Origin of the sequence: Actinomadura meridiana (assembly GCF_039537545.1) — a bacterium.
In the GTDB taxonomy this organism is placed as follows: domain Bacteria; phylum Actinomycetota; class Actinomycetes; order Streptosporangiales; family Streptosporangiaceae; genus Spirillospora; species Spirillospora meridiana.
The window spans coordinates 825430-844714 of the sequence record NZ_BAABAS010000004.1 but is presented as its reverse complement, the minus strand read 5'-3'; the positions used below and the strand labels follow the sequence as shown (position 1 = coordinate 844714).

The 19285-nt window shown below is 68.9% G+C and carries 19 protein-coding genes and 1 pseudogene; 2 read left to right on the top strand and 18 right to left on the bottom strand.

All coding sequences use genetic code 11. The annotated features are described in order from the left end of the window. Nucleotides 1-280: 280 nt before the first annotated feature. Nucleotides 281-769 carry a GyrI-like domain-containing protein gene (locus tag ABD808_RS08050; protein WP_344892180.1) on the bottom strand — a complete coding sequence of 163 codons (489 nt, stop codon included), beginning with the start codon at nucleotides 767-769 and terminating at the stop codon, nucleotides 281-283. A 230-nt stretch (nucleotides 770-999) separates the two neighbouring features. Between ABD808_RS08050 and ABD808_RS08045 the strand changes: the two genes are divergently transcribed. After that, entirely contained in the window at nucleotides 1000-1395 is a 396-nt protein-coding gene (locus tag ABD808_RS08045) for a hypothetical protein (protein ID WP_344892178.1), read from the top strand. A gap of 277 nt (nucleotides 1396-1672) precedes the next feature. Further along, a complete protein-coding gene (locus ABD808_RS08040) occupies nucleotides 1673-2050 on the top strand; it encodes an SH3 domain-containing protein (protein WP_344892175.1) in 378 nt (125 codons plus the stop codon). Between the two features lie 140 nt (nucleotides 2051-2190). On the opposite strand, the gene ABD808_RS08035 is transcribed toward ABD808_RS08040, so the two are convergent. From ABD808_RS08035 to ABD808_RS07955, 17 genes and pseudogenes are all read right to left on the bottom strand, one after another. Then, complete coding sequence (locus tag ABD808_RS08035) at nucleotides 2191-3132, bottom strand: PLL family lectin (protein ID WP_344892172.1); 942 nt, start codon at nucleotides 3130-3132, stop codon at nucleotides 2191-2193. A 150-nt stretch (nucleotides 3133-3282) separates the two neighbouring features. Beyond that, nucleotides 3283-3831, bottom strand: a complete 549-nt coding sequence (locus ABD808_RS08030) for a DoxX family protein (protein ID WP_344892169.1) — start codon at nucleotides 3829-3831, stop codon at nucleotides 3283-3285. 134 nt (nucleotides 3832-3965) lie between these two features. Continuing rightward, the gene (locus ABD808_RS08025) at nucleotides 3966-4925 is read right to left on the bottom strand and encodes a Gfo/Idh/MocA family protein (protein ID WP_344892166.1); all 960 of its coding nucleotides are present in this window, start codon (nucleotides 4923-4925) and stop codon (nucleotides 3966-3968) included. After that, nucleotides 4922-6295 (bottom strand): NDP-hexose 2,3-dehydratase family protein, encoded by a 1374-nt coding sequence (locus ABD808_RS08020; protein ID WP_344892163.1) that lies wholly within the window; start codon nucleotides 6293-6295, stop codon nucleotides 4922-4924. The genes ABD808_RS08025 and ABD808_RS08020 overlap by 4 nt, the downstream gene beginning before the upstream one ends. A 29-nt stretch (nucleotides 6296-6324) precedes the next feature. Then, complete coding sequence (rfbH, locus tag ABD808_RS08015) at nucleotides 6325-7629, bottom strand: lipopolysaccharide biosynthesis protein RfbH (protein WP_344892160.1); 1305 nt, start codon at nucleotides 7627-7629, stop codon at nucleotides 6325-6327. 19 nt (nucleotides 7630-7648) lie between these two features. Beyond that, nucleotides 7649-8605 (bottom strand): NAD-dependent epimerase/dehydratase family protein, encoded by a 957-nt coding sequence (locus tag ABD808_RS08010; RefSeq protein ID WP_344892157.1) that lies wholly within the window; start codon nucleotides 8603-8605, stop codon nucleotides 7649-7651. After that, nucleotides 8595-9578 carry a dTDP-glucose 4,6-dehydratase gene (gene rfbB / locus ABD808_RS08005; RefSeq protein WP_344892154.1) on the bottom strand — a complete coding sequence of 328 codons (984 nt, stop codon included), beginning with the start codon at nucleotides 9576-9578 and terminating at the stop codon, nucleotides 8595-8597. The genes ABD808_RS08010 and rfbB overlap by 11 nt, the downstream gene beginning before the upstream one ends. Next, a complete protein-coding gene (locus tag ABD808_RS08000) occupies nucleotides 9575-10642 on the bottom strand; it encodes a glucose-1-phosphate thymidylyltransferase (RefSeq protein ID WP_344892151.1) in 1068 nt (355 codons plus the stop codon). Before ABD808_RS08000 ends, rfbB begins: the two co-directional genes overlap by 4 nt. A 63-nt stretch (nucleotides 10643-10705) precedes the next feature. Then, entirely contained in the window at nucleotides 10706-11788 is a 1083-nt protein-coding gene (locus ABD808_RS07995) for a methyltransferase (protein ID WP_344892148.1), read from the bottom strand. A gap of 380 nt (nucleotides 11789-12168) precedes the next feature. After that, nucleotides 12169-13557 carry an FAD-binding oxidoreductase gene (locus tag ABD808_RS07990; protein ID WP_344892145.1) on the bottom strand — a complete coding sequence of 463 codons (1389 nt, stop codon included), beginning with the start codon at nucleotides 13555-13557 and terminating at the stop codon, nucleotides 12169-12171. A gap of 258 nt (nucleotides 13558-13815) precedes the next feature. Continuing rightward, a complete protein-coding gene (locus ABD808_RS07985; protein WP_344892142.1) occupies nucleotides 13816-14868 on the bottom strand; it encodes a methyltransferase in 1053 nt (350 codons plus the stop codon). A gap of 33 nt (nucleotides 14869-14901) precedes the next feature. Then, entirely contained in the window at nucleotides 14902-16410 is a 1509-nt protein-coding gene (locus tag ABD808_RS07980; protein WP_344892139.1) for an FAD-dependent monooxygenase, read from the bottom strand. Between the two features lie 87 nt (nucleotides 16411-16497). Next, nucleotides 16498-16899 (bottom strand): Rossmann-fold NAD(P)-binding domain-containing protein, encoded by a 402-nt coding sequence (locus ABD808_RS07975; RefSeq protein WP_344892919.1) that lies wholly within the window; start codon nucleotides 16897-16899, stop codon nucleotides 16498-16500. An 85-nt stretch (nucleotides 16900-16984) separates the two neighbouring features. Next, a pseudogene (locus ABD808_RS07970) lies at nucleotides 16985-17053 on the bottom strand (hypothetical protein); the annotation flags it as partial. Nucleotides 17054-17077: 24 nt separating this feature from the next. Then, on the bottom strand, nucleotides 17078-17554 hold the full coding sequence (locus ABD808_RS07965; RefSeq protein ID WP_344892136.1) for a flavin reductase family protein: 477 nt from the start codon (nucleotides 17552-17554) through the stop codon (nucleotides 17078-17080). Nucleotides 17555-17620: 66 nt separating this feature from the next. Continuing rightward, a complete protein-coding gene (locus ABD808_RS07960; RefSeq protein WP_344892133.1) occupies nucleotides 17621-18451 on the bottom strand; it encodes an SDR family oxidoreductase in 831 nt (276 codons plus the stop codon). Further along, the gene (locus ABD808_RS07955) at nucleotides 18448-19278 is read right to left on the bottom strand and encodes an NAD(P)H-binding protein (RefSeq protein ID WP_344892130.1); all 831 of its coding nucleotides are present in this window, start codon (nucleotides 19276-19278) and stop codon (nucleotides 18448-18450) included. The genes ABD808_RS07960 and ABD808_RS07955 overlap by 4 nt, the downstream gene beginning before the upstream one ends. Nucleotides 19279-19285 lie beyond the last annotated feature (7 nt).

The window sequence follows — 19285 nt, the reverse complement described above, 5'->3', positions numbered from 1 at the left end:
GGAGGTGGGCGTGGTCACCAACGAGGAGTTCGAGAAGAAGGCAGAGCTGCTCGACCGCGTCTGATCAGCCCGCCGCACGCGAGACGTGCCCGGCCCCTGGATCATTGCTTTGGTGGGCTTGCCTTGGATATTCAGGTTGGCCAAGCGCCTGCGGCGGTGGTGGACTTTGTGAAATCTGCGAAGGTGGGCCGCCCGCTGACCCACGGCCAACTCGCAGACCGTTTCGGCTCGCTGCGGTCATGCGCATCGGCCCCACGGTGTCCGTGGGGCCGATGATGTTTCAGGGGTGGTCGGCGAGTTTGAAGGTGAGCTGGGTCTCCCAGTTGGTGGGGTCGGGCTCCTGGGTGGGGTCGGTTTCGTAGATCTCAAGGCGAGCGGCCCACCGGTCGTTGGTGACGTCCCAGGTCAGTTGTTTGGTCTTCGCCCAGTCCAGTAGCTCGGTGGTTCGGTTCAGTAGACCGTCGGGGTGGCCGGTGTGGGTGAGGGTCGCGTACGGACCGGCGGGGAGCGTTCCGGCGAGGACCTCGCCGTCAGTCTCGACCAGTGCCGGGACCGGGATGCCCGCCTCGATCTCCAGTTCGCCGTTCATGTCGATCACGTTGTACTTGAGGAAGGGCGTTCCGGCTGGAACGATTCCGCGCGCGCCGAGCCAGCCGAAGAGTTCCGGGATCCGATCGGCGACCTCGCTGATGGTCCGCATCGTGACCCGCCGCCTGATCGCCACGTACGGCTGCGCGGCCCGTTCCTCGATGTTGGGTTTCGTGGTCATGGACAAACCGACTGTCCAACCCCACAGAACTCATCGGTCACACCCGGTCCTCATGGGAGGGGTCAGCCTGTGTTGGGGGCCGTGGTGGGTTCTGTCCTTCGTCCGATGTGGGGCGGATGTGTGGATTTGGCTGCGGGGTGGAGGGGGTAGCCGTTTGACTGGCGTGCCGTGGGTTGGATGGAACGTTGTCAGCGCGGGGCTTGGATTGGTGCGGCTGGGAGGCGTGTGGCGTGGTAGCGCTTGTCTTCATTCTCGTTCTGCTGGTCGTGTTCGCGGTTATCGTCGGCTCTGTCTGGCTTGTCGCTATGTCGGTGCGCGACCACTCGGCGCGGCAGGCCGAGCGTCAGGCGCTTCGGCAGCAGGCCGTCCAGGAACTTCGGGTCGTGGACGGGCGAGACGGGCATCTGGCCTACGTTGAGCGCGTCTATCAGCGGGCCAGGACCGGGGCCAAGGCGATCATCGTCTGGGATGCGACCGGTAACCGGCAGGACGCTTGGTTTCAGGACTGGCCCAACATCCCGGTCGGGACGTATCTGCTCCTCGCCGGGTCCACCGGCTATGGCCCGCACAACCACAATCCTCACGTCTACTACGTCCGGCCCAACGAGATCCTTACCATGATCTGAGTGGTGTGGGGCGAATCCCCGCGAAACGGGATCATCTGGGCGTGGGTGGGGCTGTCGGCGTTTGTTGGGGTGTGATCAGCGCCGTCGGTTAGTAGTCGGGCGGGATTTGGCCAAAAGTCCGCCTTCCTTGTGAGCTAACACTCTGTGTCTGGGTAATTGCGGTAAGTCGTGGCCGGGTGCGGTGGGTGCCGGGGTCGGCCGGACGGACCCTTACCGGCAGCCGTGGTTGCGGACGTCGCAGCGCTGCGTGCCGGTCGAGAAGCGCAGAGGAGATTTCATGAAGCAGCACTACAAGATCGCAACCGTGGTGGTGGCGGGGATCACCGGTACGGGCTCGCTTGGCGTGTCCATCGCGCAGGCCGCACCGGTCCAGGCGCCTGCGGTGCACGGTCCGGCGGTGCCTGCGGGCGGGCCCGACTTCTATGCGAAGGGGAAGGTCATCTCGCACTCGCGGCTGGCGATCCGCGCGAAGCCGACCCGGAACTCGACGAGATACGGCTGGCTGCTTCCGGGTGAGATCGTCGATATCAAGTGCTGGGCGCGTGGGCAGTCGGTGCAGGGTAATCGCAGGTGGTACCGGCTGGGGATCAGTACGCCGGAGTGGGTCGCCGGTAAGTACATCAAGATCGTCAAGGGCAAGGTGGAGCACTGCTAGGACGGTTTCGTGATCGCGGGCCCGTCGAGGTCGGGGAGATGGTCTCGGCGGGCTTGGTCGTTGAGGCGGCGGTCTGTAGCGGGCTGTTGGATCGTTCCAAGTTGGGTGGTTGGGGTGAGCCCTGTTGGTTGGTGGTGGGGTTATTGGGTGCTTTGGAGGTAGGCGAGGTGTAGGTCGCCGTCGTGTTCGCTTAGGGAGGGGTGGGAGGTTGCGGCGGGGACGTGTTGGGGTGGGCCCCAGACGATTGCGCGGAAGCCTGTTCCTGCGGTCGAGAACGCGCCCTGGACCCAGCACAGGCCGCCTTCGCGTCCTGGAATGACCAGGTGGAGTCGGCCTTTGTGCGTTCGCATCGCCAGACCGGCGGGGGTGTTCAGGGCTTCGTTGCCCAGCTCGGAGACGGGTGTGTAGCCGGAGCCGTTGAAGTACAGGGTGCGGATCGCTCCGCCGCGACGGGGGGTGGCCAGTAGGAGGTGGTCGTCCAGGCTGACCAGGGCGGACGTGTTGATCGTGTCGATGTGGCGGGCGGGGACGACGCGGGCTTCGTAGCGGTCCGCGTCGGGGAGGTATTCGTTCAGGCTCGCGGTGCTGTCGTTGTGGAGTTCCAGCAGCCACAGTGTTCCACCGTCGTCGACTGTTAGGTCGAGTTCGGTGGCGGGGAGGCCCTTGCGTTTGGACGTTCGCCATTGGCCGTCGGGGGTCAGGTGGGCCCAGCGGAGCATCAGGTCTGTAGGGTCGCAGTAGGCCAGTTGCAGAAGGCCGTTGTGGGAGGCGACGGCCGGTCTGCGCCAGGTGCGTACTGGTTGGTTATCGGCCGTGATTCTGGTTGGGGTGCTCCAGCCGCCCGGCTCGCGCCAGGTGGCGTGGTGCAGGTGGCCGTCGTTGGCGAACACCGCATGCAGCTTTCCGTCGGCGTGGGAGGCCAGCGCGGGTGGGGCGGTGATGTTCCAGCCGGGGTCGGGTAGGTCGGACCAGCGGCCGCCGCGCAGCACCTTGTGCTTGCCGGTGAACGGGGCACGCCACGGGTTCGGGCGCGGCCGTGTGGACGTTCCCGACTCCATGGGCTCGGCGCCGGTCTCGGACACTCACACCTCCAGCGGATCATTCTGATTCGAGCCGTGATCGCCTGTTGATCCTGCCATGCCGGACGTCGCGTGTTGCGGGCTCGATGTTCGACGGGGCCCCGGGCCCACCGGGTGTCAGTCCGTGTGGGCCCGGGCCGGTTCCGAGGTCTTCTAGATCCACTTGATGAGGAGGGGGACCAGGGCCGCACATGTGGCGAGGACGACGCTGCCCGCCGCCCAGGGCAGGCCCTCGCGCTGCCACGGGCGTCCGGCGTCGAGGGAGAAGCGGCCCGGGCCGGTGAAGGCCATCGTGGTGGCGACGGTGGCGTAGAGCAGTGCGGGCTCCCAGCCGGTGGCGGTGAGGAGGCCGCCCTTCCAGGTCTCGGAGATCGCGTTGATCATGGTGCCGAGCATGATGGCGGCGGCGAGCGGGGTGAGCAGGCCCGCCGCGATGAGCAGGCCGCCGGTCATCTCGCTGAGGCCCGCGACGACGGCGAACAGCTTGCCGGGCTCGTACCCGGAGAGGGCGAACAGGGCTCCGGTCTTGTCGAGGCCGAAGCCGTCGAACCAGCCGAACAGCTTCTGCGTGCCGTGTCCGGCCAGCAGTAGTCCGAAGACCACGCGCAGTGCGAGCAACCCGAGGTCGCGTGCGGTGGTGGTCTGGGGTGCCGTGGGGGCCACCACCGGCTTGTTCGTTGTGGGGTGGTCGATCTTTGTCATTTGCTTTTCTCCGGTGTTCCTGGAGAGATCGATACTGTCGGGCATACGCCCGGGACCGCCGACGGATTACCGGTCATCGATCTGTGAATCTGCGTCGGAAATCAGGAGATCTGGGAGCCGATCAAATATGTGGGTCAGGACGATCGGCGACGCAGTTCGTCCAGCAGCGCGGCCTGTCGCGAGATGGTGTCGGCGGGAGGCGTGGCGGCGCGTATTTCGGCGACGAAGGCGGAGACTGTGGCGGTCACCTGGTCGGCGGCTTCGAGAGTGATGCGGTCGGTAAGGGTGCCCTGGTTAAGTTCGATTGCGGGGGTGAAGTCCGCGGGTAGCGTGAAGGCCCGGTCTACTGAGATTCGGCCCTTGCTTCCCCAGAGTTCGTAGCGGGAGACGTAGGCGTTCTCCATGCCGAAGGTGATCTGGGCGGTTACGCCTTCAGGGGCGCGTAGGAGTGCGGCGCCGGAGGTTTCGACGCGGTGATCACGTCTTGTTGTCAGGTGCGCGGCTACGACTTCGAGTTCGGGTCCTAGGAAGTGGAGGGCGGCGCGTAGGGGGTAGTAGCCGATGTCCAGTAGCGCGCCGCCGCCTAGGTCTGGGTTGTAGCGGATGTCGCCGTCGGCGGGGGGTGGGATGGTGAATGCCGAGTGGAATGCCCGGAGTTCGCCGATCGCGCCCTCGGTTACTAGTTGTTGGACCTTGGTGTGTTGGGGGTGATGGATGAACATGACGTTCTCCATCAGGGTTAGGCCTTGATTTCGGGCCAGGTTCAGGAGTTGCTTGGTTTGGCGTGGGTCTGTGGTGAGGGGCTTTTCTGCTAGGACGTGCTTTCCGGCGGTGAGGGCGGTCTCGATCCATTCGGAGTGGAGGGCGGCGGGCAGCGGAATGTAGACGGCTTCTATTTCGGGTTGGTTCAGGAGTTCCTTGTAGCCTGTTACTGCGCGGCAGTCGAAATGGGCTGCGGTTGAGCTTGCCTTGGCTGGTGTGCGGCTGGCGACGGCTACGAGGTCGATCTCCGGGGCGGCGGCGAAAGCCGGGAGCATTCGGCGTAACGCGATGTCCGCGCAGCCGATGACGCCGAGGCGGATCGGTGGTTTCATCGAAGTCCGATGGCGTTGAGGCAGGCCATCAGGGTGCGGGCCTGGACGTTGACGTAGTGGCCGTGTCGGACTAGGGAGGCGAGTTGGGCCAGGGTCAGCCAGGCGTAGCCGGGTGGGGGGTCGATTTCGTCGGCCTCGATCACCAGGTAGCGGCTTTCGGCGTTGAGGAAGCGGCCGCCTTCCTCTGAGTGGACGGCCTCATAGCGGATGCGGTCAGCCTGTAGTGCTGTGTCCAGGAATGGCGGCTGGTCCCTTTTGTCCAGGTGGGCGTAGTTCCCCGGGACGCACTGGACGGTGGGGCCCAGCTCGATGGTGTCGAGGAATCCGGCCTCGACTCGGGCGCTCACCAGGGCGTGGGGGACGCCGTCGAACTCGTGGGTCAGGAAGGCGGTGACGCCCAGGCCGACCGGCTCGAACAGGGGCTGGGACCAGCCGGTGACCTCGCGGTTGCCCGCGACGACGTCCACTCCGACCACCTTGAAGTAGCGGCCCGCCTCGTGTTCGATCGCGCTTTCGCCGGTCTTCCAGCCGGGGAGGTGCTTGAGCGGGACCCGTTCTATGCGGACGTCGTGCCGGGATCGTTCCTCGGTGATCCAGGACAGCAGCTGGGTGTCCGACATGAGGGCGTTCGCGCTGGAGTCTGTATGCGGTGGGCAGGACAGGACTGTGCGCGCGTCCATGTTGATCACGTTGTCGCGGTGGAGGAGTTCGTTGATCTGGCCGAGGGTGAGCCAGCAGAAGTCGTCCAGCAAAGGCACGTCGCCGGTGGCTTCGACGATCATATTGCGGTTGGACTTTCGGAAGAACCACGAGCCGTGTTCTGATTGCAGGACGTCCGCGACGACTCGTCCGCGTTCGGGGCCTACGAAGTATTCGAGGTACTTCACGGCGGCGCCGCGGTGGGCCTTGGTGTAGTTGCTGCGGGTCGCCTGGACGGTCGGCGACAACTGCAACAGGTTCCGGTTGCCCGGCTCCATTTTCGCCTGCATGAGGAAATGTAGTACTCCGTCGAACTCCTTGACGAGGATGCCGAGGATTCCGACTTCGGCCTGCTTGATGATCGGCTGGTGCCAGTCCGCGTAGGGGCCGTCGCCGTAGGGGCCGTCCATCTCGGTGACGTGCAGGCCCTCGACGGTGAAGAACCGTCCGCTGCGGTGGACGAGGTTGCCCGTGGCCTCCTCGAACGACCAGCCGTCCAGGTCGGCGAACGGGACGCGCTTCACGTGGAATTCATTGGCCCGGCCCCGTTCGGCCAGCCATTCGCCGAAGTCGCCGGTGCTGAGGTGCGCGCCCCGAGTGGTGGCGGCCGACAACGCGAAACGGTCGGCCAGTTCCGCGTCGTGGCGCGGCTGCAAGATGGGAGAAGGCATTCGATAACTCCGTATGACCGGGGTGTGGCCTAGCCGCGTGCGGCGACGAACTCCTTGATCGAGGACGTCACGTAGTCCAGCATCTCGTCGGTGAGCGCCGGGTAGACGCCGATCCAGAAGGCGTGGTTGGTGATGATGTCGCTGTTCGTCAGTTCGCCCGAGATCCGGTGCGGCTGGTCGATGTAGGCCGGGTGCCGGGTCAGGTTTCCGGCGAACAGGCGGCGGGTGCCGATCTTCCGGTTCTCCAGGAAGGCCACCAGTTCGGCGCGGCTGAACGGCGCCTCGGGCTCCACCGTGAGCACGAATCCGAACCAGCTCGGGTCGGAGCGGGGTGTCGCCTCGGGGAGGACCAGGCCCGGGACGCCGTCCAGGCCATTCCGCAGCCGTTGCCAGTTGCGCTTTCGGGCGTCGATGAATTCGTCCAGCTTGGCCAGTTGGGTCAGGCCCAGGGCCGCCTGGATGTCGGTCGCCTTCAGGTTGTAACCGACGTGGGAGAAAATGTACTTGTGGTCGTATCCGGCGGGCAGGGTGCCCAGCTGGTATTCGAAGCGTTTGAGGCACTTGTCGTTCTCGCCGGGCTCGCACCAACAGTCCCGGCCCCAGTCGCGCAGTGACTCCACGATCCGGGCGAAGGCCAGGTTCGAGGTCAGGACGCAGCCGCCCTCGCCCGTGGTGAGGTGGTGCGCCGGGTAGAAGCTGACGGTGGTCATGTCGCCGAAGGAACCGGTGAGCTTCCCGTCGTACAGCGAGCCGACCGCGTCGCAGTTGTCCTCGATCAGGAACAGGTCGTGGTCCTCGGCGAGCTGGGCGATCTCGGTGACGGGGAACGGGTTGCCCAGCGCGTGCGCGATGATGATCGCCCGGGTCCGTGGGCCGATCGCGGCCGCGACGCGGTCGGCCGTCGCGTTGTAGGTGGCTAGGTCGACGTCCACGAAGACGGGGACGAGGCCGTTCTGCAGGATCGGGTTGACCGTCGTCGGGAAGCCCGCGGCGACGGTGATCACCTCGTCGCCCGGCCGCAGCCTGTGGTCCTCCAGGGTGTGCGAGGTGAGCGCCGACACGGCCAGCAGGTTCGCCGACGAACCGGAGTTGGTCAGGTGGGCCTTGCGCCGGGTCAGTCGCCGCGCGAAGGCCGACTCGAACTTGCGGGAGCTGCGTCCGGCGGCGATGCGCATCTCCAGCGCGGCCTCCACCAGGGCCGTGCGGTCCGACTCGTCCAGGACCGCGCCGGACGGCCAGATCTCCGTGACGCCGGGGACGAAGGCCCGTTCCTGCGAGACCTCCTGGTGGTACTTGCGGACCTCGTCGAGTACCTGTTCCTTACGGTCGCTCACGGCGCTTCCTCTTCCCCGTTCAGTGTGTGTTGGTCGTGACACCGAGCGGTGGGTGCTCCGCCGGTAACACGTGTGCGAGCAGATCGCGCAGGGAGTCGTCGAGCGTTCGGCGCGGCCGCCAGCCGAGGAGCCGTTCGGCGCGCGCGATGTCCAGGCACTGCCAGGCGACGTCGGTGCGTGAGGGCGGGCCCTCGGCGTCCTCGACGATCGGGATCTCCAGGCCGCTGAGCGCGACCATCCGGTGGATCAGGTCCCGCATCGGGACCGCCTCGCCGCGGCCCACATTGATCACCCGGCCCGTGACGGCATGGCTCGGTGCGGTGGCGGCGGCGATCACCGAGGTGACGGCGTCGCCCACGTCCACCAGGTCGCGGGCCGCGCGCAGCGGTGGGAGCCGCAGCTCGGCGGCCTTCCCGGCGCGTGCCGCCTCCGCGAGATCGGCGGCGACCCGGCCGAAGAGACTGCCCTCCGGGACTCCGGGGCCGATGACGTTGGCGAGCCGGAGGACCACGCCGTCGACGTTCCGTTCGGACGTGGCGTGAAGGACGGCCTGTGTGGCCTGGAGTTTGGTGCGTCCGTAGGGGGTGACCGGGGCCGGTTCGTGGTCTTCGCTGGTGGCGGCGTCCTGCGCGCCTGCTCCGTATTCGTGGACGCTGCCTAGTTGGACAAGACGTATCGGGTTTCCTGACAGCGCCGCGATGAGGCGCTCGACCAGTTCGGCGTTGCCTGCGGCCATCTCCTTCTCGTTTGACCGCCAGGCTCGGCCCGCCGCGTTGACCACCACGTCGGCGCCGGTTTGTTCGACGAGGTTGGCGAGTTCGTCCGGCGGTGTGGTCAGCAGGTCCAGGCACAGGGGAGCGGTGCGGGACACCGGGTGGACGCGGGCGCCGCGCGCCGCGAAGGCCGCGTGGATGTGGCGGCCCAGAAAGCCGGTGCCGCCGAGGACGACGACCGAGAGCCCGGTATCAGGACGCATGGTTGGCTCCGTGCTTGACGGCCTTCCACCAGGCCGGGTTGTCCCGGTACCAGGCGACGGTCTCGGCCAGGCCGTCCTCGAAGCCGATGCGCGGCGCGTAGCCGAGCTGCTCGCCGATCTTGGACTCGTCGATCGAGTACCGCAGGTCGTGGCCCTTGCGGTCGGGAACCCTCCGGATCATCTCCTCGCCCGAGCCGGTCAGCTGAAGGAGCTTCTCGGTCAGGGCGAGGTTCGTGTACTCGTTGCCGCCGCCGATGTTGTAGATCTCGCCGGGGCGACCGTGGTCGAGCACCAGGTGGATGCCCCGGCAGTGGTCGTCCACGTGCAGCCATTCGCGGACGTTGCGCCCGTCGCCGTACAGCGGGACCTCGCGTCCCTCCAGAAGGTTCGTGACGAACAGCGGGATGAGCTTCTCGGGATGCTGGTACGGCCCGTAGTTGTTTGAGCAGCGCGTAACGGACAGGTTCACGTCGTGTGTGCGCCAGTACGCGCGGGCGACCAGGTCCGAGCCCGCCTTCGAGGCGGCGTAGGGGGAGTTGGGCGCCAGCGGCCACTCCTCCGTCCAGGAACCCTCCGCGATCGAGCCGTACACCTCGTCCGTGGAGACGTGCACGACCCGTTCGACGTCGCTTTCCAGCACGGCGTCCAGCAAGGTCTGGGTGCCCAGGATGTTCGTGCGGAAGAACTCGCCCGCGACCTGGAGGGAGCGGTCGACGTGGGTCTCGGCCGCGAAGTGGACGACGGCGTCGTGGCCGGGGACCAGGTCCCGCATCAGGTCGCGGTCGCAGATGTCGCCACGGACGAACACCAGCCGGTCGTGCGACGGGGGCAGGTTGCTCCGGTTGCCCGCGTAGGTCAGCTTGTCCAGGGCTGTGACCTGGGCGTCCTCCCAGCCCGGATACTCGTCCGCGAGCAGTCTCCGGACGAAGTGGGAGCCGATGAAACCGGCCGCTCCGGTGACCAGGATCCTCATGCCACGACCTCCACCCGCGCGTGGTCCCCGACGACCAGGCGGTGATGGTCCGCGCCCCGGCCGGTGGTGCCGACGGACGCGGCGCGTCCGATCAGCGAGTCGCGCAGGTCGCGGACGCCGGTGACCGACACCTCGTCCAACGCGATGGAGCCCTCAAGACGGCTGCCGGTCACCCGGCAGCCCCGGCCTAACGAGGTGTGCGGGCCCACCCGGCTCCTCTCCACGACGGTCCCGGCGCCGATGATCGCCGGGCCCTCGATCCGGGACCGTAGGACGCGCGCCCCCGCCTCGACCACGACCTCGCCGACGAGGACGCTGCCCGCGTCGACGTGCCCCTCGACGTGCCCGGTCAGGCCGTCGAGCAGGTGACGGTTGCAGGCCAGGACGTCCTCGACCGTCCCGGTGTCCTTCCAGTAGCCGCCGTACTGGCTGGCCCGGACGTCCGCACCGGACGAGACCAGCCACTGGACGGCGTCGGTGATCTCCAGCTCGCCGCGTTCACTGGGCTCGATGGCGTCCACCGCCGCGTGGATGGCGGGCGTGAAGAAGTACACGCCGACCAGCGCCAGGTCGCTGCGCGGCTCCCGCGGCTTCTCCACCAGGCGCAGCACCTCGCCGTCGGGGCCGAGTTCGGCGACCCCGAAGGAACGGGGGTCGGGCACCTTGTACACGACGACCTGCGCGGCTGGACGGTGCGCCGCGAACTCGGCGGCGATGCCGGTGACGCCGTCGGGCAGCATGTTGTCGCCCAGGTACATCACGAAGTCGTCTTCGCCGAGGAAGTCGCGGGCGATGGACACGGTGTGCGCCAGCCCGCGCGGCGCGTCCTGGTGAAGGTAGGTGATCCGCAGACCGAGCCGGGAGCCGTCGCCGAGCACGGCCTCGATCTCGGGCCCACGGTCCCCGACGACGACACCGACCTTCGTCACCCCCAGGTCCCGGACGGCCCGCAGCACGTGCACGAGGACGGGCGTGTTCGCGATGGGAATGAGCTGCTTGGGCATCGAGTAGCTGAACGGCCGCAGGCGGGTCCCGGACCCGCCCGCGAGCACCAGAGCCTTCATCGAGAGGTCCTTTCGGTTGGTCGGCGCGCGGTCAGGCGCGCGTCAGGCGCGCTTCGGGCCGCGTCAGGCGGCCGTGGCCTCGATGAGGCAGAACAACCCGTGGGGGCCGCCGAGCCGGGTCACGGACGCGATCGCGAGACCCGCCCGGCGGCAGACGTCGTCGAACTCGGCGCGGGTGCGTTCCCGGCCGCCCCAGTTCACCAGCATGTTGAGGTCACCGAGGTAGAGGCCGACGGACTGGGCGTCGACGGTCTCGGCGAGGACGGGCTCCACGATCAGGACGCGCCCGTCCGCCGGAAGCGCGTCGCGGCAGTGCCGCAGGATCGTGACGCACCGGTCGTCCGGCCAGTCGTGCAGGATGCTCTTGAGCAGGTAGACGTCGGCGCCTTCGGGGACCGACGCGAAGAAGTCGCCCGGCACCACCGAGCAGCGGTCGGTGAGGCCGTCGCGCCGCATGGTCTCCGGCGCCTGGGCCAGGCCGTCGGCGGTGTCGTAGAGGATGCCCTTGAGGGACGGGTGCTCCCGCAGGACGGCGGCGAGCAGCGTCCCGTCGCCGCCGCCGAGGTCGGCGACCGTGCCGAAGCGGCCGAAGTCGAAGGAGCCCGGCAGGACGGCCGCGGTGGCGCGGGTCGCCTGGCTCATCGCCTCGTTGAAGCCCGCGTAGCGTTCCGGGTTGTCCTTGAGGTAGCTGAAGAAGTCCTTGCCGAAGACCTTCTCGAACGAGGTGTCGCCGCTGCGGACGCTGTCGGGCAGGTGCTCCCAGCCCGGAGCCATCAGCCGCTCCATGAACGCGGACGAGGTGACCAGGGACGTCATCGCGCCCGGCTTGGTCGAGTCGAGCAGGGTGCCCGCCGACGTCACCGAGAAGGTGCCCGGCGCCGTCTCCGTGAGGAGACGAAGACCGGCCAGGGCGCGCAGCAGCCGGAGCGTGGCCTGCGGATCCGTACCGGCGTCCACGGCCACGGCGTCTGCGGTGCGTTCCCTGTCGCCGATCAGTTCGATGACCCCCAGCTCGATGGCCGTGTGCACGGTCTGCGCCGCCAGGCTCCCGAACGCGAGCTGGACGATGTAGCCGCGGTCGTCGATCGCCGCCGCCCGGCCCTCGTCGCGCGCCGGGGCGGGCACGGTCGTCGATTCCTGTGTCATGAACGTCCTCCAGAGGAGTTGGGCCCGCGGCATTCGCTGGCGCGCACGGGTCGCTGTGTCACGGGTGTGGCGGGACGGGGGGACGGCGGGCAGCCGGGCACGCAAGGGTTGGCGGGCGCGCGCAAGAGCAGGCGGGCGCGTGCAGGGACAGGCGGGGGGCGCGGGGCTGGGCCACGGGGGATCGGGGAGGGGCGGGTCACGGCGGTGGCGCGCGTGAAACCCAGAAGTGGGGGATGCCGACAGGCGGCATCCCCCACTCGACTGGCTGGGCCGTCGCCCTGGCGCGTCATCTGGAAGAGGATGAGCGCCGGGTCTTCAGGGGCGACGGTTTTCGGTCCTGGCCGACCGCCGGAGCGTGGCTCGGCGCGGCCGGTGGACCCTTATGACGTGGCGGGCACGATGTTGTGGTTGGAGCGGAACACGTTGGTCGGGTCGTACTTCGCCTTGATCTGGGCGAGCCGTTCGCCCGTGGCTCCGGGGTAGACCGCCTCGCGCACCTGGTCGTGGCCCACGTCCATGATGAAGTTGACGTAGGCGTTGGAGTCGGACTGCCGGATGGCGGTCATGAACTCGTCCAGCCAGGCGGCGTGCTGGTCGGCCTCGGCCGGGTCGGCGTAGACGGCCGAGAGCAGGACCATGATCTTGCTCTGCCGGTGCGCGAAGGCCGTGGCGTCGGACGGCACCCGCGCCATGGCCCCGCCGAGCACCCGCATCTGCGCCCCGGCGAGCATCGCGTTCGAGGTGGAGACGCGGTCCAGGATGGTCTCGGCGGTCGCGCGGTCGACCCGGTCGACGAACAGGTTGTGCGACACGGAGATGGGGTGCTCCATGGGGTCCGCCGGCGGGAACATCCCGGGGTAGGGGATGGCCTGCACCATGTCGGCCAGCGGCGGGGCGATCGCCCGGAACCGGCCGATGACCTTCTCGCCCTCCTCGGCGGGACCGGCGTAGCACATCATCGCGAGCAGGATCGGCTTGCCGTGGTACTCGGCGGGCACGAACGGGAACGGCGGCGCCGTCCACACGTTCACGATCGTGGACAGCTCGTCGGGGGCGGCCTCGGCCGCGGCGATGAACGTCTCGATGATCTCGGGCGTCACCGGGAGGATGAGCATCCCGCCGTACACGCCGTCGAGCTCGTGCAGCCGGAACTTGAAGCGGGTGACGACCCCGAAGTTGCCGCCGCCGCCCCGGATGGCCCAGAACAGGTCGGGGTGGTTGTGCTCGTCGACCTGGAGCAGTTCGCCGTCGGCCGTGACGATCTCGGCGGCCAGCAGGTCGTCGATGGTCATGCCGTGCTTGCGGGACAGGTAGCCGATCCCGCCGCCCAGCGTGATGCCGCCGACGCCGACCTGCGTGCCGTCGCCGAATCCGGTCGCGAGCCCGTGCGCCGCGGCGGCTTCGGTGTACTCCCCGGCGGTGAGGCCGGTCTCGGCCCAGGCCGTACGGGCCTCGACGTCGATGTCGAGCGCCTTCATGTTGGCGAGGTCCAGGACGACGCCACCCTCGCAGACACCGTGCCCGGCCGGGCTGTGTCCACCGCTGCGGACGGCCAGCGTGAGCCCGGTCTCCCGCGCCAGCCGCACGACGCGCGCCACCTGGTCGGCGGTCCTTGGACGCAGGATGACCGCGGGCCTGCGGTCGACGTCGCCCGCGTACACGGCGCGCGCGGTTTCGTACTCGGCGTCATCGGGCCTGATGACCTGCCCGTACTGCTCATCGGTGAGCTCCCCGATCGACAGGGGCGCGCGGCCGAGAGGTGCTGTCACAGAGTGACTCCTTAATATTCCTAATACGAGTTGTTGGTCCGTTCCGGCTGATCCGGACCTATCTTGTGGACGTTCGGACTATGCCACCGACACCTTTCCGTGTCAAGCCAGAGGTGAAACGTTCGATCAAACTCTGTCAAGGCATCAAGGCGGCTGTGACGGCGTACGGAAATCTGCGTTTCCGGTGGATTCCGAGACACTCGAATAACGGGTGGACCGGGTGAGGTCGCGGGCCACAGAACGGTCCGCGACTTTTCATTATGATTTCACGAGGGTGAGCACGCGCGCGCCGTAGGCGAGGGCGTCCGAGACGGAGACGATCCGCATACCCGCGGCGTCCGCGAGTTCCTGCCACTGGTCGTGCGTCCGCTCGCGGCCCCCGAAGTAGGCCATCATCCGGATGTCGCCGCTCGTGAATCCCGGGTCCGGCTTGGCGGGCGACTGTTCGGCGCACTCGATGAGGAGCAGGGAGCCGTCCGGCTCCAACGCGTCCGTGCAATTGCGGAGAATGCGCACGGCGTCCTCGTCCGACCAGTTGTGCAGAACGAACGACAACGTGATCAGGTCGGCGGTCGTGGGCAGCGGATCGAAGAAGCTGCCGTCCACGACGGTGATCTTGTCGGCCAGTTCGGCTTTCTCGAACTTCGCGCGCGCCCGGGCCGCCGGTCCGGGGAGTTCCAGCAGCGTCGCGTTGATCTCGGGTCGCTTCGCCAGGACGGTCGCGATCAGATCACCGTCGGCGCCGCCCACATCGAGGATATGCCGTACCTCGGACCATTCGTGCAGTTCCACGGCCTCGTTGAAGATTCGCTGTTGGCCGTGCGCCATCAGGTCGTAGAAAGTGGCGCCGAGGGTCGGGTCGTTCGACACGTCGTCCCAGAATTCAGTGCCGTATCGCGTCTTGTAGACGGCGCCGCCGTCGTGCACGGCCTCGAAGAGGTGAATGAGCGCCAGGTCGGCCCGTCCGATCATGTGCGTCGGGTCGAGCCACCCCACCTGGGTCGCCGGGTGGTCGTGGGCCAGCAGCTCGCCGAGCGCGGTGGGCTCGAAGTGATTCGGCGCGGACTCGGCCAGCACCTCGACGGCGACCAGGTGGCGGACCAGCCTGGCGAGGGTGTCCCTGTGGGAGTCGGTCACCTTCGCGAGCGACTCCAGGTCGTGGGCGCCGTCGTTGATGTGGTCGACGAGCCGCAGGTTCGCGGCGACCCGCAGCGCCATCGGGGTCACCAGGTCGGCGAGGCGCATCAGCGTGGCGAACTCCGGGGGCAGTTCCGCGACGGCGGGGGAGGACGTCGGTTCATCCGTGGACATGCGATTCTCCAAAGTGAAGGGTTCCTGAGCAGGTCAGTGGTCGCGGGCGGGGCCGAACCACCTGGTGAGCGCCGCTCTGAGGTCGGCGGTCTGGTGCGCGGTGGGGTCGGCCGAGGCGACCCAGGCGACATGGCCGTCGGGGCGGATCAGGACCGCATCGGGGGCGGGGGCGTCGCCGATCACCGGGTAGGTCCAGTGGTCGTCCTGGCCCTCCGCCTCGACGTGGTCCACGCGGTCCGTCCAGCCGTCCAGGGCGGCCCGCAGGTCGGGTCGTCCCGTGAAGTCGAGGAGGACGGGCCGTGCGTCGTGCAGCAACTCGAAGACCCGCGACTTCCCAGACGCTGACTCGAGGTCGAGGTCGGGCATCCGGCGGCCTAGGGCCGGATGCCCGACGCCCAGCGGGTAGCGAAGGTCGAGTTGCGTGCAGACGGCGCCGAGGTAGCGGTTGACGTCCTCGATGCCGATGAGGGCGTTGAACACGTCGCGGAGTGCCTCGGTCTGGGCGTCCGGGCGCCAGAGGGCGGTCTGCGCGCGGGTGCTGCCGAGCATGCGGTCGGCGGCGAGGTGCCGTTCGGTGTGGTAGCTGTCCAGCGTCTCCTCGGGCGCCTGCCCGCGGACGACGGCGGCGAGTTTCCAGCCCAGGTTGACGGCGTCCTGGAGGCCCAGGTTCATGCCCTGCCCGCTGGACGGGAAATGGATGTGCGCGGCGTCCCCGGCCACCAGGACCCGGCCCTCGCGGTACCGGTCGGCCTGCCGGGCCGCGTCGCTGAAGCTGCTGAGCCAGTGCGGGCTGTGCATGCCGAAGTCGGTACCGGCGATCGTGACGCAGGCTTCGCGCAGCGTGTCCAGGGTGACCGTGGCGTCCCGGCTCGTGACCTTGTCGAACTCCATGGTGATCACCCGGTGCATGCCGGGCTGGTCGGCGTCGAAGATCATGAAGGAGCCGTTGTCGCGGCGGCCCTCGGCGCCGAACACGATCCCGGCGGGCGGGTCGGCGAGCGTGACGTCGCCCATCAGCGCCGTCACCGTCGCCGGGGTGCCGGGGAAGTCGATACCGGCCAGCTTGCGGACGGCGCTGCGACCGCCGTCACAACCCACCAGGTAGCGGGTTCGTAGCCGTTCGGTGCCCGCGTCCCCGGTGAACTCCACCTCGACACCGGTCTCGTCCTGGGACAGGCCGGTCACCTCGGCGGACCAGCGCAGCCGGACGCCCAGCTCCAACGCGCGCTCCTCCAGGAGCCGTTCGACCTGCGACTGGTGGATGGCGAGCGCGTGCGGATATCTCGTCGGGAGGTCCGAGATGTCGAGCGGGAGGAAGGAGAAGTGCGCGAACGGCCCCTTCCGGCCCTCGGCGAGGAAGCGGTCCACGATTCCGCGCTGGTCGAAGAGTTCCACGCTCCGGGCGTGCAGGCCGCCCGCCCGCGACTCGCCGGTCCGTTCCGCGAGTCGTTCCAGGATCAGCACGTCCACTCCGGCGAGCCGCAGCTCGCAGGCGAGCATCAACCCGGTCGGGCCGGCACCGGCGATCACCACATCCGTCACGGGTGCACCTCTCTTGTTCCGCATGAGACTGCTTGCAGGGGGAGTTGTCGTGTGTTGGAGGCGGGCACGGGCCGATGCCCGCCGCGCCTACCGGAAGTCGGCCGCGTGCTCGGCGGCCCACTCGTCGAACGTGCGCGCCGGTCGGCCGGTGACCTGCTGGATCGCCGGTGAGACCTCCGTGGGCAGACCGATGAGCCCCGCCTGGAACCTGAGGTTCGTCTCCACGAAGGCGGCCGGGACCCCGCTCCGGACCATGCGCTCGCGCGCGACGTCCGGCGGCACCTCCTCATATCGGACCGGACGTCCGATGGCCGCGCCGATCCGCCGGGCCTGCTCGGCCTGGGTGAGGGCCTCGGGTCCGGTGAGGACGTAGCGTGCGCCCGCGTGCCTGTTCGCGTGGCCGTCTGCGAGGAGCACGCGGGTGGCGACGTCCGCGATGTCGCGCTCGTGGACGAGTGCCATTTCGAGTTCGGCGAACGGCCCGCGCACCACGCCGTCCCCGCGGATCTCCGGTGCCCACCGCCTCGGCGCCGGACGGCAGGCGGGCCGCCGAGGGGTCACGGGTCAGCGCGCGGACGGACGCGCCAGAGGCGAGCAGTCGGTCAACGACATGGCGACCGACGTTGCCGGTCGCCCCGGTCACGAGGAACACACGGACACCTCCATGTCATCGTTCGGCGAGGCTGGAGTAACGGCCGGAATGGAAGACCAGGGGCCTTCCGTCCGCGCCCATGGACCAGTCCAGGGCGTCGGCGATCACCAGTTCGTGGTCGCCTTCGACCTGGACGGTCCTGATCCGGCAGTCCAACCAGCCGAGTCCGTCCGCCGTCACGGGGCGCCCGGCGGGAGTGCGGGCCCAGTCGCGGCCCGCGAAACGGTCCGTGTCGCGGGCCGAGAACGTCCGGCAGACCTCTTCCTGCGCGTCGCTGAGGATCGTGATCGCGAAACCGCCCGTGGCGCGGATGGACGGCCACGTGGTCGAGGTCAGCGCGGCGCAGAACGCGACGAGCGGCGGGTCCAGCGACACGGAGGTGAAGGAGTTCACCGCCATGCCGACCGGCCGCCCGTCCGACTCCGCCGTCACCAGCACCACTCCGGTGCTGAAGCATCCCAGTACGTCGCGGAAACTGCGCTGGGTCAGCACTGTCGAGCGCCCCCTCCCGGCTTGTGGATGTCAGCCGTGTTCTGGACGTCAGCCGTCTCCCGGACGTCAGCGGAACAGGTCGGCGTTGTCGCGCGCCCATTCCGCGAACGTCCTCGCGGGCTTCCCCGTCACCGTCTCGACCGCGGGCACGACCCGGGTCTCCATCTCGTTCGGGCTGCCGATGAACTCCAGGGTGGCGGCCACGATCTCGGCGGGCATGTGCGCGCTCATCTCCCGCTCGGCGCTCTCGGCGGTGATCTCCTCGTGGCGCAGTGTCCGGCCGATCGCCCGGCCGATCGTCTCCACCTGGTGGACGGGCGTGATCGGCTCGGGGCCGGTGAGCGTGTAGGACTCGCCCGCGTGCCCGTCCTCGGTGAGGGCGACGTGGGCCACCGTCGCGATGTCGCCGGGGTGGATGGTGGGCAGTGCCACCCGCGCGAACGGCGTGCGCACCACGTCGCCCACCGCGAGCTGGGCTTTCCAGGCCCGGGTGTTGGTCGCGAACTGTCCGGGACGCAGGAACGTCCATTCCAGCCCGGACTTCTCGATGGCCTGCTCGGCGTCACGGTGCATCCGGCCGATCAGGGATTCCGGACGGCTCTCCACGGCGAGCGTCGACAGCAGCACGACTCGTCGCACCCCCGCGGCGGCCGCCTCCTCAAGCACGGCGGTCTCGTTCCCGGACCTCATGAGGAAGACCGCGTCCACACCGGAGAACGGCTTGGCCAGTGACTGCGGCGAGCCGAAGTCGCCCTTGACCACGTCGACGTCGACGTCGGCGGGGAGCGCGGCGCGCGCCGGGTCACGGGTGAGGGCCCGGACGGCGACGCCCTCGGCGCGCAGGTGCCGCAGGAGTTCGCCGCCGACGTTGCCCGTGGCACCGGATACCAGAATCATGACGTCACCTTTCGGAATGCGTTGGCGTGGTCGGACACCCACTGGGCGAAGGTCAGCCCCGGCCTCCCCAGGAAGGGGGCGACCGGCGAGAGCTCGTGCGGGCGGCCGACCAGCTTCGCGAACATCCGCAGCCGCGCCTCGACGGCGTGCGGGGGGATTCCGGCGTGGAGCCACTCCAGCCGCGCCTCGTCGTGGGTCAGCTCCACGAAGCGGACCGGCTCGCCGGTCACCTCGCCGATGATCCGCGCCCGGTCGCCGTAGCTGAGCGACTCCGGCCCGCTGAACAGCGGCGTCTCGCCCACGAGGTCGTCGGTCAGCAGCGCGCGGGCCGCCACCGCCGCGATGTCGCGCTCATGGACGGGGGCGGTCTGCGCGTCCCTGAAGGGCGAACGGGCCAGGCCGTCGGTCCTGATCTGCTCGGCCCATTCCAGCGCGGTCGCCGCGAACCCTCCGGCCGGACGCGGGAACGTCCACTCCACCCCGGCGTCCACGATCTGGCGCTCCAGCTCCCGGTGCTTCACGCCGATCATGTTCTTGGGGTCCTCGTCGAGGACCGAGTAGGACGACAGGGCGACGATCCGGCGGACCCCCGCCTCCCTCATCCGCGCGATCGGCTCGGCGGCTCCGCCCGGGAACGCGGCCGTGACGAGGAAGACGGAGGTGACGCCGTCCAGCGGCAGGTCGGCGGTGGCGGCCACCTCCACCTCGGCGGGCAGGTCGGCCGAGGCCGGGTCGCGGCTGAGCGCCCGCACCTTCTGACCGGCCGCGAGCAGCTCGTCCACCAGCGGGCGGCCGACATGCCCGGTGGCTCCGGTTACCAAGATCATTGTTGTC